Annotated in this window: 5 protein-coding genes; all 5 read left to right on the forward strand. The window is 48.5% G+C overall.

The annotated features are described in order from the left end of the window. Positions 1–211 precede the first annotated feature (211 nt). The 5 genes from WC980_05305 to cysS all read left to right on the forward strand — a co-directional run bounded on the left by WC980_05305 (position 212) and on the right by cysS (position 15,621). Positions 212–10,669 (forward strand): fibronectin type III domain-containing protein, encoded by a 10,458-nt coding sequence (locus WC980_05305; GenBank protein MFA5794468.1) that lies wholly within the window; start codon positions 212–214, stop codon positions 10,667–10,669. Positions 10,670–10,788: 119 nt separating this feature from the next. After that, positions 10,789–11,640, forward strand: coding sequence for a 3-hydroxybutyryl-CoA dehydrogenase (locus WC980_05310; protein MFA5794469.1), 852 nt, complete (start codon positions 10,789–10,791; stop codon positions 11,638–11,640). A gap of 351 nt (positions 11,641–11,991) precedes the next feature. Continuing rightward, positions 11,992–13,392: an alginate export family protein gene (locus tag WC980_05315; protein ID MFA5794470.1), complete on the forward strand. Its 1,401-nt coding sequence runs from the start codon at positions 11,992–11,994 to the stop codon at positions 13,390–13,392. A gap of 142 nt (positions 13,393–13,534) precedes the next feature. Beyond that, entirely contained in the window at positions 13,535–13,990 is a 456-nt protein-coding gene (gene ispF / locus WC980_05320; protein ID MFA5794471.1) for a 2-C-methyl-D-erythritol 2,4-cyclodiphosphate synthase, read from the forward strand. A 2-nt stretch (positions 13,991–13,992) separates the two neighbouring features. Then, positions 13,993–15,621 carry a cysteine--tRNA ligase gene (gene cysS / locus WC980_05325; GenBank protein ID MFA5794472.1) on the forward strand — a complete coding sequence of 543 codons (1,629 nt, stop codon included), beginning with the start codon at positions 13,993–13,995 and terminating at the stop codon, positions 15,619–15,621. Positions 15,622–15,633: the final 12 nt, after the last annotated feature.

Consider the following 15,633-nt stretch of genomic DNA (forward strand, 5'->3'; position numbering starts at 1 on the left):
TCTCGGGATTTATCAGTGGCTGGGATGTTACGGAAATGTAACCTAATTTGGTATGGATTACAGCTTTGTAATGAAAACTAAGCAAAACGCCGTGAACCCCTATTAAAAGGCTATTTAGCAGGTATGCTTTTTGCTAACTATATAGTGTAAGGAAAGAAGGTTATAGAGGAATTTCTCTTGACAAAATTAGTGCAAATAATAGGGTATAATTATGCTGAATAAAGGGTTTTATCGCAGATTTCTTGGGATTTTGCTGGTAGCCGTTATTGTTTTGGGGTATGGCGGTGTTTGTCAGGATAATGTCAAGAATATTTTGACCGGAAGCAGCACGCCGATAGAAATTCCTTACGGCTTAACGGCTACAGCCTTTTCGTCTTCCCAGATCAACCTTAGCTGGATTGATAATTCCGAAAACGAGGATGGGTTTTCAGTCGAAAGGAAAACCGGGGCTTCCGGGAGTTATCACGAGATTGCCACCTTATCGGCCAACAACCGTCTTTTTACGGATACTAACGTAACGGAAATAGCCACATATTATTACCGCATAACAGCATTCAACACCAACTTCCGAAGCGATTACTCCAACGAGGTGTCGGTGATTACGCCCTGGACAATAATCACACTGGCTTCGGGCTCGGCTGGCGGTAATACGCCTATCGCTATTGATACTAGCGGCAAAATACATTGTTGTTATTACGATATCTCGAATTACAGGTTGCAATATGTCACCAATGCTGGAGGGAACTGGGCGACGATAACCATTGATAACGAGGTCGGCGAATACGCCTCTTTGGCGCTGGACAGGAACAATAAGGTTCATATCAGCTACTATGATAGGAATAATGTCGACCTTAAATACGCTACTAACGTCTCCGGCGCCTGGCAGACATACACGGTTGACGCGGACGGATATGTGGGGTTTTATTCATCGATAGCCGTTGACCTCAACAATAAAATCCATATTAGTTATTACGATAATACTTCGAGTGACCTCAAATATGCGACCAATATCTCCGGAAGCTGGGCGATTGCCAGGATTGATTCGGTAGGGAATACAGGGATGTTTACCTCTCTGGCTATCGATATGAACAATAAAGCCCACATCAGTTACTACGACCAAACCGATGGCAACCTGAAATATGCAACCAATCTGTCCGGAGCCTGGGTTATTTCGACGGTGGACAGCTCGAACGATGTTGGGTTATATACGGACATGTCCTTGGACCCCAATAATAAGGTTCATATCAGTTATTATGATGCGACAAACAAGGACCTGAAATATGCGACCAACGCCTCGGGCGTGTTCGTTTGTTCCACGGTTGATTCCGTCGGGGATGTCGGCAAGTTTACCGGGATTACGTTGGACCTGGCTAATGAGGCTCACATCAGTTATTATGATGTTACGGCAAAAGCTGTCAAATACGCCAGAAAAGAGGCCGGATCATGGAGCATTGTCAATGCTGATAGCGTCAGGGCCGAATATACTTCTTTGGTTATCGAAACAAACAAGGTCTATATTGCTTATCTTGATGTATATAATCACAAGCTCAACTGCGCATCAAACTCAAAAGGAAACTGGCAAGTGCTCCAGTCGCCGCGCAACCTGATAACCACGGCTGATTCCACATCTCAAATCAGCCTGAGCTGGCAGGACAGCTCCGGCAATGAAAACGGTTTCCGGATAGAGCGCAAGAGCCCTTCGGATGCGGATTATATCCAGATAGGTTCGGTGTTTACCAATACCAATGTTTATACCGACAGGAATCTGATAATCGGGACATCATATTCATACCGGGTTTTAGCCTGGAATAACGGCGGTACCAGCGCTTATTCCAACCAATCAACCACCACTACTTTGTATATCCAGTCGGCTAGCCCGATTTTGACCTCGCCGGCGAACGGATCGTCCAATAATCCGATCAACATCAGCTTATTCTGGCAGGCAGCCAATAACTCCACGGCTTATCAGATCCAGATTTCAATTGATTCTGGTTTTACCAGCATCATCAGCGAGGCCAGCGGAATCACGGCCACATCGTTGGCTTATGCGGGCAATTATTTGACGACCTATTATTGGCGCGTACGCGGTGTCAACCCCGGCGGCACAGGAAATTGGTCAAGCACTGGTAATTTTACAACCATTATAGAAGCCCCGGTTCAAGTTGTGCTGTCATCTCCGATAATGAGCGCCACCAGTATCTCATTGACGCCGGAGTTGGTTTGGGCCGCGGCAAACAGGGCGTCTTATTATAATCTGCAGGTTTCCTCAAATATTAATTTCAGCAGTTTTGTGATTAATCAGAATAATATTACCTCGACCGTATATACCACCGCGGTCTTGAATTATAACACCACCTATTACTGGCGGGTTCGGGCAAGCAATGCTGGCGGGACCGGAGTTTGGTCTGAAACCGGCTCCTTTGTTACAATAGCAGCCTTACCGGCGCTGCCGTTGTTGGCTACTCCGGTCAGCGGTACCTTGGCCCTGTCAATTAACCCGACGCTGACATGGGACGTATCAAATTATGCCGCATCGTATGAAATACAGGTAAGCGATAATATTTCATTTGCGGCGCCTTTAACCGCCACTTCCACAGTAACATCGACTATGCTCTCGCAGGCGCTTAGTTACTCAACAAGTTATTACTGGCGCATTCGGGGCGTCAATGTTGCCGGCTTGAGCAGTTGGTCTGCAATATGGTCATTCGTCACAAATATTTCGCCACCGCTCGGACCGGTACTGAGCTTGCCTTCAGACAGCGCCGCAAATATTTCTGTTAACCCAACATTAACATGGGACTCTTCAAGCACGGCTACCAGTTATCAGTTGCAGGTTGCTGTAGACGACGGTTTTTCCGGACTCATTTGCGACCAGAGCAATATTGAGAATACTTTTTACGTACCGGCCCTTAGTAATTCAACGGTATATTACTGGCGGGTTCGGGCAAGCAATGCTGGCGGGACCGGAGCTTGGTCCGTCATCAGGTCGTTTACCACCATAATCGCGGTTCCGGCCATGCCGGCTTTGTCAGCCCCGTCAAATAACTCAACTGTCAATATACTCAGCCCCCAGCTGGTTTGGAATACCGCGCTTGGCGCGGTTTCTTATTCTCTGCAGGTGTCTACTGATAGCGGATTCAATTCTGTGCTTATCAGCCAGAGCGGAATAGCCGGATTGTCATACCAGACGAATGACCTGACCCATTTGACGGTTTATTACTGGAGAGTCAAAGCCAGTAATATTGGCGGTGAGGGTGTCTGGTCCGACGCCAGCCGCTTCACCATAAATGTTCCTGCTCCGGCCCAGCCGGTCCTGGTAACACCGCAAAATAACGCCGCGGCTATTTTAAAGATTCCGCAATTATCATGGCAGGTGGTAAATACGGCCACCTCTTACCAGGCTCAAGTCGCGGCCGATGCCGGATTTGCAAGTGTTATTTTTAACCAGAGCAATATTACAGGGACAAACGTGACTGTCAGCGGACTGAATTATTACTCTGGATATTACTGGAAAGTTAAAGCTTACAATGTCGGCGGTGGGTCTGATTGGTCGACAGTTTTTTATTTCACTACGCTCCTTCCGCCTCCGGAACTTGTCGCTCCGTCCAATAATCCTACCGTAGCGTTGTCTGTAAATCCGACCTTGTCCTGGAATGCGGTTAGCGGTGTGGCCTCGTACACGTTGAATATTTCCAGTGATATTAATTTCGAAGTGTCCGCAACATACGTTTTTGCCACGTCGTCACTGTCTTATACTGTCAATAATTTAGCGAACGGCACTGTTTATTATTGGCGGGTAAAAGGAGTCAATGCGGGAGGTGAAGGGGATTTCTCGACCGCCAGATCTTTCCAGACAATTGTAGCTATACCTGCTTTGGTCAGCCCTGTAAATTATTCCGTAAATGAATCGGTGCCGGTAAGCTTAACTTGGAATGCGTCTAAAGGAGCGACTTCTTACCATATCCAGATTTCAACCGCGGCGAATTTCTCGGTTGTAGTTTTAGATCAGAGCAATATTGCGGCCACTTCAACGAGCTGCGTGCTTAGTAATTTAACGTCATATTACTGGCGGGTTCGTTCCGTAAATAGCGCCGGGACTTCTGATTGGTCGCAGGTGTTCAAATTCGATACCATCATAGATATCCCGGCACAGCCGACTCTTAATGCCCCGGCAAACGGGGCTGTTAATTGGTTAATCAATGACACAATAAGATGGAATGCGGCCAATCGGGCGGTTTCTTACCGACTGCAGGTCGCGACTGACGCCGGATTCTCCGAGATAGTCTTGGATCAGAACCAAATAACCGGTACTACTTTTACGCCGGCGTTTAATAATTTAACCACATATTACTGGCGGGTCCTGGCCAACAATATCGCCGGTTCCAGCAGTTGGTCCAATACCTGGAGTTTTACCACCATAATCGCGTTTCCGGCCATACCCATACCGCAATCACCCATACAGGGCGCTACCGGCGTGATTACTAATACGGTTTTATCATGGTATCCGGCAGACAGGTCTGATGATTACCAGATTCAGATAGCCACAGACGAGAGTTTCAATAATATAATAGTTAATCAAAATTCTATTGTTGTTACCAATTATCAGGTGGCTAACCTAGCTGTTAACACCACCCATTACTGGCGGGTAAAGAGCAACAATATCGGCGGAACCTCGTCATGGTCAGAGGTGTATCAATTCACGACTTTGGTCATACCTCCGCCCCAACCAACGTTGGCTTTACCGGGCAATTCGGCGATAAATGTGCCGGTAAATATGACCATGACTTGGAACGCCTCGCCCGGAGCTACCTCCTATCGGGTACAGGTTTCCGAAACGCCGTCATTTGCTAATCTTGTTAAGGATCAGGGCTCTATTACGGTGCTTTCATATTATGCCTCGGCATTGTCGGCTTCAACCGTTTATTATTGGCGTGTCCATGCGGTTAACAGCGCCGGGGCCAGTAATTGGTCAGAGACTTGGTCTTTCACCACGGCGATTGCTCCGCCTGGGTTGCCGACATTGAATTCTCCGCTTAATACTGGCACAGGATACCCGAGCAATCAGACACTTTCGTGGTTTGATGTGCCGACGGCCGTAACATATAGAGTAAGGGTTTCTACGGATATATTTTTCTCATCTTTAATGATTGATCAAAATGCTGTTGCCGTAACATCTTATGTTCCGGCTTTATCACATGCGACGACGTATTACTGGCAGGTGAAAGCTTATAACAGCGGCGGCGAAGGCGATTGGTCTTTGTATCGGTCATTTTCGACTATTGGAATTCCCGGTCCTACCGCACCGCTGGATGCGGCAATAATACCGGCCGATAATTGCATATTGACATGGAGTCAGGGTATTTATAATGAGACATACCACATTCAATTCGGTAAAGATGCTAATTTCGTTACAACTATAGTTGATCAAAGCGGATTAACAACTACTTCTTATACAGTAACTAATTTGATGCCTTTTAATACTTATTATTGGCGGGTGCAGGGAATAAATGTGAATGGTGTATCGGCCTGGTCCCCGACACGGAGTATAGTCACTATAATGTCTAATTCAGGTAACGGTTCCTGGCCGTACCTCAGGCAGATAACCATAAATAATACCGGTAGTGCTTTAAATGATTATCAGGTAGCTATAGCGCCGTTTTCTGATTCCGCATTTATTAACGAATTCGGACTGGTTGCCTCATATCATTTTTCCGAAACTTCCGGTTCAACCGCGGCGGATTGCTCGGGATACAATAATACCGGGATTATAAATTATAATTTGATTGATAACTCCGGTTTCGAAAGCGGCAACTGGGGTGGGTCCGAGACATGGGATAATACTCAGAAATATACTGGCGCTTATTCGGGTAAGCTGGTTGCTAGCGGTGTTAGCGCGACCTCAAACAAATCAAGCCCGGTTGTAACCTCTTACTTGGCCGGGAAATCATTTACTGTATCAGCCTGGGTTAACGCTACTGTGATAACAAGTACTTTCTACCTGAGAATCCAGTATTATGATGCCAGTAATAGTTATATTACTCATAAGGACTGGAAAACTATAACCACCAGCACTACCGGATGGCAGCAATTTTCCCAGGCGGTGGCTACTTCGAACGCATTGCATCCAGATAACGTAAACGGGACGGTATATATATACGTAGATATGGCTTGGTGGAACACATCAGATAATCCCAGTGGCACGGCTTATGTGGATGATTATAAGCTCAATGCGGCTTTGCCGGCCCGGGTGGATGGTCGTTACGGGAAGGCCTTGTCTTTCCAGGGGGTTGGCGAATATGTCGAGGTTCGGAACGCTTCCAGCCTGAATCTGACTGATGCCATTAGCATAGAGGCCTGGGTTGATACAACCAATTCTCCGGCAAACCAACCGATAAAATTCATAGCATCGCCCCCCAAAGGGACTCTTTCAAATAACAACAGGACCTGGTCCGCTGGAAGCAACTACTCAAGTATTGTTTTTGATAGGACTTTTGACGCCGGAGAGGATTTCGAGGTTGTTTCATATTGGGCGCATGATTATCGTGGGTTCGGTATGGTCTATGGGTCGAATGTTTCCCATTACGACTGGAATGGCTGGTCTAATGACGGTAGCGGTCCTTATTGGGGCTCGCTTAATACCTCGGGATTCCCGAGCGGTTATACCGGAACATACTTCGGGCAGTATCATTCGCCTATCAACGGCCAAGGCGCGCAACCCACCGGTTATTATTTCATGCATAAAAGAAAAGGCAATAAATTATCGCTCAGGTATGCAACGTCAGCTGCCGGTCCATGGCTCAAGATTCTCGCTGACCAGGAAATAGCATACGGTAATAAAGTCAGCGCCGGCATGGGTGAGGCGTCTTCATATCAATTAACACCATTGAGTATTATGATGACGGACGGCATCTATAAAATGGATGCTTATGGCATATCATTTAACGGCTCAACCTTTGCCGGGCAGATAAACCGGACATTCATCAGTACCTCGCTTTCCCCGGGTTGGAATCATATCGTCATGACATATAATAAAAATGATTCTTCAAACCAGCAGAAGCTTTATGTCAATGGCACATTGAAAGCCCAAGGGACTTTAACGGGGTCGATCAATACCAATGCCGGCAACCTTTACATTGGTAATAATTTTAAGGGCGTTATTGATGAGGTCAAAATACTGAACAGGGCGCTTTCCGAAAGCGAGGTCGGGGCTCGTTACAGCAATTCCTTTAAGATTAAGCCGGATTATAGTGATGTCCGCTTTACAAATGAGACCATGGACCAAGAGCTTTATTACTGGCAGGAAAATGACAATAAGTACTGGGTCAAAATACCGTCATTGCCGAATGGCTCAACGATAATTAATATGTATTACGGCAATATCTCAGGCACAAGCGCCAGTACGGATAATGCTTTTGTTTTTGTCTACCAGGCCTCAACCGGATTTACCTCCACCCAGGGAGCCAATAATTGGTATTATCAGGAGTGGACCGGTGGTTTTTATCAGGATATGAATTGGGATCCGGCCAATAATAGATGGCAAGGGAGCTATGTTTATAATCTGCTCTGGAGCAGCGCCTGTCATCCGGATACATACGAGCCGGCCAGAAAGTGGATGAGCCCGGCTAATTATGGGTTAACTATTACGGGCAATGTTCAAAAAAGTAATCTTGGCGGTGGTGATGGCATAACCGCTTCAATATATAATAATACCAATCCGCTATGGTCACAGGCCGTGGTATTTAACGACAATGTCGGGTATAATTATGTCCTTAACACCGTGGTTTCAAGTGGTGATGCTGTTTATTTTAGGGTTAACCAGAACGCTAATAACAGTTATGATTCCACGACATTTAATCCTGTAGTGCGTCTGCGCAAAACAGCTACCCCGGCGCCGACAGCCGAAACGCCTTCGGCCGAAGGCCAATTTAACATTACCTCTAATTTGGTGGCCGCCCTGGTCAGTGACAGCCGGATTGACCTGAGCTGGCATGATACCTCACCGCACGAGCTGGGTTTCAAGATAGAGCGTTCTCTTGACGGTGTTAATTATGAGCAGATAAACACGGTCGGCGCCAATATCGATTCTTATTCGGATACCCCGATAACTCCGACCACTAATTATTGGTATCGGGTCAGGTCCTATGGCTTTACCGGCGACGGCGATTATTCCAACGCATCGTTCAACCGCACCGAGAAACCTGATGGCCCGACTAATTTAATAACCACATCTGTTACCACTAATTTAATTAGCATGCAATGGCAGGACACCTCATTGAATGAGGACGGTTTTAAAATAGAGCGTACATTAGACGGTGTAAACTATACTGTACTTGATACGCTTGCTCCGAATACTACTTCCTATACTGATAGCACTGTCCTAATGGCAACAACATATGCCTACAGAGTTCGGGCTTATAACGCTATCGATAACAGTAATTATTCCAATGAGATTGTCGAAACCACCCCGATTATAAAAGCAACAGGAGGAACAATTACATATTTGGGAAGTTACAAAATACATACTTTTACTTCAAGCGGTATCTTGAATGTAACTGACGGTGGGAATGTTGAAGTTTTGGTGGTGGCCGGAGGAGGAGGCGGTGGCGCTGATATGGGTGGCGGCGGCGGAGGAGGCGGCGTGATTTATAGAAGCGCTTATGCCATTACTCCTTGCGCGATGTCCGTAACCGTCGGTGCCGGTGGCGCTGGTTCTCCTGGACCATATAATGGGACTCCAGTTTCGGGATTTATCGGCCAGAATTCTGTGTTTAATTCACTTGTGGCTATCGGAGGAGGCGGCGGCGGCAGCGGTCATCGTACCGACCCGACATGGGTTGGTGGCCCTGCTTTAGTTGGCGGTTCGGGTGGCGGTGCAGCGGCTCGTTATATGTATAGCGGTGCCGGCCAAACATTTGGGGCCATTGGTACTGACGAGCAGGGTACCGCTGGCGGTAATTCCCCCTCTGTTAATAATGATTATTATGCCGGCGGAGGGGGCGGTGCCGGAGACAATTCCCAAGTTAATGCGGTTAACGCTACTCGTGCCGGTCATGGTGGCTCCGGTTTGCAATTTTCTATTTCCGGAACACCGTATTATTATGGCGGCGGCGGTGGTGGCGCGGCTCATAGCGCCGGACCGGCCGGAAATGGTGGTTTGGGAGGAGGAGGAGGAGGCAGTACCTGGACCGCACCTTCAACTGCTGGTTCAGGCGGTACCGGTGGAACAGCTAATGGCGCAAACGGGGTCGTTAGCGCAGCTGGCGCCCCGGGCGCTAATGGTGGAACAAACACAGGCGGTGGCGGCGGTGGCGGCAATCATCAAGGTACTGGAGGTGCTGGTGGTTCCGGTATAGTCATAGTCAGATATTTGTATGGCGGTGATAATGTAACCACTAATTTGGTTGCGCAAGTGAATTCCGCGACCGAGATAGTACTGACCTGGCAGGATAATTCACCTACTGAGAACGGATTCAAGATTGAACGTTCCCCGGACGGTTCGGGTTGGGCCCAGATTGATACCGCATCGGCCAATGCCACGGTATATACCGATACGGGCGTGTCAGGTGGCAATATCTATTATTATCGGGTTTGCTCTTATAACTTCCTTTTGGACCATCCTTATTCCAACCAGTTTATTGCCCAAACCATAGCGCCTTTGGCTCCGTCTAACATGATAACAACCACCGTTACCACAACTGATATCGGCCTGCAATGGACCGATAATTCTGATGGCGAACAGGGTTTTAAGATAGAGCGTAATATCCTGCCAACTAATACAGGTTTCGCGTTAATCACCACGTTGCCGCCTAATACCACTGCGTATACCAACAGCGGGCTGACCTTGGGAACAACATATAATTATCGGGTTTACGCCTATAATGGTATCGGCATCAGCGCTTATAGCAATACGGTTAGCCAGACGACAATAAATTTCACCCCTGTAAATCTTACTTTCAATAATACATCAACCGGCCGAAATGGATCAATACAAAATTTAACAATAACCCAAACTGGTGTTTACCGTATAGAGGTCTGGGGTGCGCAGGGTGGTAATAGTGGTGGCTTAGGGGCAAGAATGAGAGGTGATTTTGTTCTTAATAATGGGGATGTGCTTAGTATTGTTGTTGGACAACAGGGTGTTAATGGAAGTGGATCATCAGGTGGCGGTGGTGGTTCTTTCGTGGTTAGAAGTGGAGTTCCGCTTATAATAGCAGGTGGTGGAGGTGGTAGTGGCAGCACCGCTGGCATGAATGCTGTTTCGGCGAATACAGGTACAAATGATAGAACGGGTAATAGTGCTGGTGGGTCAGGCGGCAATGGCGGTTCCACTTCCGGTTCAAGTTGGAATGGCAGCGGAGGCGGTGGATTTAATAGTAATGGAGTCAATGGGGGAGATAATTGCACCGGCGGACTTAGTTGGGCTAATGGGCTAACAGGCGGTGCGGGTGGCAGCAATTATGGCTCTGCCGGTGGATACGGTGGTGGCGGCGGCGGTACATATGCCTGCGGTGGCGGTGGCGGATATTCCGGCGGTGGTGGTGCTTGGTCAGTAGGGAATACAAGGGATGGTGGTGGCGGCGGTGGTTCATTTAACAATGGCAACAATCAGGATAATATCGATGGCGTTCGAACTGGACACGGATTGATAAATATTAAAAGCCCGTTTTAGTATGGGCAGAGCATCCTCACTTTCTTTCTCGACTTCATGTCACGATTATTTTGACATACTGACACTTAGAAGTTAAGTTAACTAAATATTACACTGATTTTAAATAGAAAGGATTTTATATGCCTATTTCCAACGTCGCTGTAATCGGTGCCGGCACCATGGGCAACGGCATCGCCCAGGTATTTGCCATGTCCGGACATAACGTGACTATGGTCGATATCAAACAGGAGTTCGTGGACCGCGGTATGAAAACTATCCGGACCAGTTTGGACAAGATGCAACAGAAAAGCCTTCTGACTGAAACGGCCGACAGCATTTTTAAGCGCATCAAAACCTCAATTAATGTGGATGAGCTCAGGAACTCCGATTTCGTGGTCGAGGCGGTCATAGAGAATATCAAGCTCAAAAGGGAGTTATTCGCCAAGCTGGATGCCATGCTCCGTCCCGAGGTGATTATTTCGTCCAACACGTCATCGATATCTATAACCGAACTGGGCGCCGCTACCAAGCGTCCTGATAAGGTCATCGGTATGCACTTCATGAACCCGGTTCCGATAATGAAGCTGGTCGAAGTCGTTAGCGGGCTGGTCACCTCAGACCAAACCGTCCAGCTGGTTAACGAACTGTCTAAAAAGCTGGGCAAGATACCGGTAGAGGTCAACGATGCGCCGGGTTTTATATCCAACCGCGTTCTTCTGCCTATGATAAACGAGGCTGTATACGCTTTAATGGAAGGCGTGGCTACCAAAGAAGCGATAGACGAGGTTATGAAGCTGGGCATGAACCACCCCATCGGGCCGCTGGCTTTGGCCGACCTGATTGGGCTGGATGTCTGTCTGGCTATCCTGGAAGTTCTGCATACCGGACTGGGCGACCCCAAGTACCGTCCCTGCCCTCTTCTTAAAAAGATGGTTGCAGCCGGACACCTGGGTAGGAAAACCGGCATTGGTTTCTATAACTACGCGAAATAAGCTCATCTCCACGGGGCAGGGCGTTACAAACCCTGCCTCGTTCTATTTCATTAGCCAATCTTAGTATTTTATTAAAGTTATCATCCTGTCTTGACGAAAAATATATTAAATGTAGTGTGGCTTTATGCCAACTATACTGGTCTGTAACTCGTCCCGCTTTTGCGGGACTCTAACAGCCCAAGTATCGACGCCGGTATTATGTCTGCCGGGGAGCAATCCTCGTCAGCCTGCAAATATACTAACGAAAGGAGATGATTAGTTTAGTTTTAATTTAGTTTTGCTATCACGCTCTGATATCAGGCATCATATCAGGGGTGAGAAGACATGATGCCGTCAACTAAGGAGGAATATATGAAGAAAATAGGGTTATTGGTTTTAGTAATGGTGTTTGTGTTGGGGCTGAGCGTCCAGGCCGGCGTATCAACCGGCAAGGAAGCTTCCAGCGCCAAGGAAATTACCATCAACGGTAGTTTCGACAACACCATGGTTTCTCGCGATTCTGGTGTTACCAGCGTTTTGGATTGCATGCCCGCACCGGGTAAGCAGGCCAGCGACCTTTTTTGGTCACCGCTGATCACCCTGAATTTCGGAGTCGATGTGGGCGACAAGGTTACCGCCCTGGTCCAGCTCCAGAACCGGCGTCTTGATGCCGCGCTCGGCACCACTGCTAACGTCGACTTCTTCGGCGGCGACAACATCGAAATGGCCGTGGAACAGGCCTACATCCAGGTGGAAAAGCTTATCATTGAAGAGTTGACCTTAAAGTACGGCGGCCAGAGCCTAAAGTTCAGCGCCCGCGAAGGCGGTGATGCTTTCTTCATGGACACCAACAATTCCAGGATAATGGCTTTGCCGTACACCGAAGCCAATATCTACAAGGTAGTTGGTGCGTTGGCTAAAGACACCTGTGAATTCGGCGGCTTCCGTTTTGATTACGGTTCGCTTAAGAACAACAACTACAAAGCCAGCTTCTACTGGGGCGTAGTTAACGAATCGCTCACCGGCCGCGCCGACGAAAGGCTGACCGGACTGGCTGGTTGGTACAAGATACCGGGCGGTGACCCCAGGAATATCGCTACCGGCACCATCAGCAAGACCTTCAATGAAGGCACCAAACTGAGCATCCAGACCATCGGCGTGGGCGGCAATTACTTCGGCTCCATGCCCAACCTGGAACTCTACGGCGAATATTACACCCAGAGCGGCGACTTCTCGGCCACGGTTGACCAGGCCTCATCCGCTTATCGGATCGGTGGAAAGTACGACATTAAGAACGAAAAGCTCAAACCTTATGTCGACGTTTCCTACTGGTATCTCAGCGGCGGCGGCTCAACCACCAAGAATAAGAACTTTATGTCTTATGAAAATGTCCAGTCCACCATGATTCTGGAAGATAACATCTGGGGGCTTGACATCGACAGCAACTATAAGGTTCTGAAAATGGAAGCCGGCCTGACGCATAAGCTGGACGTCGATAAAGACGGCACAGCCGAACCGCTCAATGTCAAACTGCTTTTCGGTACATTCTCGCTGGTAGCTGACCCGGCCTCAAAGACAGCCGGTCAGACGGTTAGCAAGAACCTGGGCACCGAAATAGACGTTGTGGCCACTCTGCATTTCAACAAGAGCCTGTCCTTCACCCTGGGTTATGCCACACTCTCCGGCGGAGATTTCTTCACCTCAGCTGGCGGATACGGCGTAAAGGAAGACAGCATGCAGATGATAGTTTTGGATAGCAAACTAAAGTTCTAAGCTGGTCAAATCCTATATACCCGGCCTCGATTCAGGATCGAGGCCGGGTTTTTTTATTGACACACACTGCTATAATAGTAAACTAAATAATTGGATTTACGGATGAGGCATTCTGCTTAATCCGCTTAATCTGCTTACTAATATGATCGGCATCGGATTTGATATTCATCGCCTGGCCCGGAACCGCAAACTGGTCATCGGCGGGGTGCGGATAAAATACGACAAGGGCCTGCTCGGCCATTCGGACGCCGATGTCCTTCTGCACGCCCTGATAGACGCCATCCTCGGCGCGGCCAAGGCCGGCGATATCGGCGATATGTTCCCGGACACCGACCCGGCTTACAAGGATATTTCCAGCGCCGAGCTTCTTAAGCGCGCGCTTAAGTCTGTCGGCCGGAGAAAACCGAAAGAGGTTGACAGCATCATCTTCGCCCAGGCGCCTAAGCTGGGCCGGCATAAAAAGGCTATCGGCCGCAATATCGCCCGGCTGCTGGGCATCAGGCCGGGACTGGTTAACGTCAAAGCCAAGACTATGGAAGGGCTCGGGCCGATTGGCGGCAAGAACGCCATCGCCGCCCTGGTTCTGGTAGTAATCTGAATATGGCCTTGCATTTATACAATACGCTGACTAAGACCAAAGAGGAATTCAAGCCCATCACTCCGGGCAAGGTTCTGATTTATTCCTGCGGACCGACCGTTTACAGCCATCCGCACATCGGGAACTTCCGTTCCTTTATCTGCGCCGACCTGCTCCGTCGCTATTTGGAATACAAAGGATTTCAGGTGACCCAAATAATGAATATTACCGATGTCGGCCATATGACTACAGACGACGATATCTCGTCCGGCGATGCCGGAGAAGATAAAGTCCAGGCGGCCGCCCGCAAGGAGAAGAAGACCCCGCTGGAAATCACCCGCTTTTATGCCGATGAATTCCAGCAGCTGTCCAAGCTGTTGAATATCAAGCCGGCCGACAAATACCCGTTGGCCACTGAGCATATCCCGGAAATGATAAATATGGTCAAGACGCTGCTTGATAAAGGTTACGCCTACCAGGTTAATGGTAACGTCTATTTCGATATCAGCAAATTTCCCGCTTACGGCAAACTCTCCGGCAACCCGCTGGACCAGCTGATAGCCGGCGCCCGGGTCGAGGTCAACTCCGAGAAGAAAAGCCCGCTCGACTTCGCGCTCTGGAAGCAGGACCCCAAGCACCTGATGCAGTGGGACAGCCCCTGGGGCCGGGGTTTCCCCGGCTGGCATATCGAATGCTCGGCCATGTCGCTGAAATACCTAGGACAGCGATTTGATATCCACACCGGCGGCGAGGACAACATCTTCCCGCACCACGAATGCGAAATCGCCCAGTCCGAAGGCGCGCTTGGCCATAAAGTCATTAATTATTGGTTCCACATCAAACACCTGCTGGTCAATAACCAGAAGATGTCCAAATCGCTGGGTAATTTCTATACGGTTAGGGATATCCTGGCCAAGGGGTTCTCATCCCTCACATTAAGGTACGCCTTGCTCAACACCCATTACCACCAGCCGTTGAACTTTACACTGGAAAACCTTGAGGCCGCCAAGAACGCTTTGCAGCGGCTGGCTGATTTCAGGATTATGCTCAACGAGAAATCGGCGGATACGTCCGCTAAAACCGCGCCTACGGAAAGCCATCAAAAGCTCCTGGCGTCTGTCCGGGCCGAGTTTGAGGCGGCCATGGATGACGACCTGAATATCTCCGAGGCTCTGGCCCGCATCTTTGATTTCATCCGCGAGGCCAACAAAACTACCCTGACTTCGGGCTTTGCCGCATCGGCAGTTCAGCTTCTGAAAGAATTTGATAGCGTATTGGGCGTGCTGGCCGAACCGGCCGCGGCCGTTCCGCCTGAGATAGAAGCCCTGGTCAGGGAACGCGAGGACGCCCGCAAACGCAGGGATTTCAAGCGTTCCGACGAGATAAGACAACAACTTATAAGAGGCTGGGGGATTATTGTTGAAGATAAGGTTGAGGGACAACGGATAAAATTCGTAAGGGGATTGGGATTTTATACTACCAAAAGAGGATATAAATATGACTTAATATATTATCATGATATTAAAACTGTTGAAGCTATTCCGTTCCCGCACTCTGGAGCAATAGCACTTGGGGCTATTAGTAAAATAATATCAGGAAATCAAGTACCGCGACAAGTGATAGAAGAAGAATTAGAGAAAGGTGGCTTCTGAAATTTCCTCTGT

The sequence above is a fragment of the Candidatus Brocadiia bacterium genome (assembly GCA_041658285.1).
GTDB lineage: Bacteria > Planctomycetota > MHYJ01 > JACQXL01 > JACQXL01 > JBBAAP01.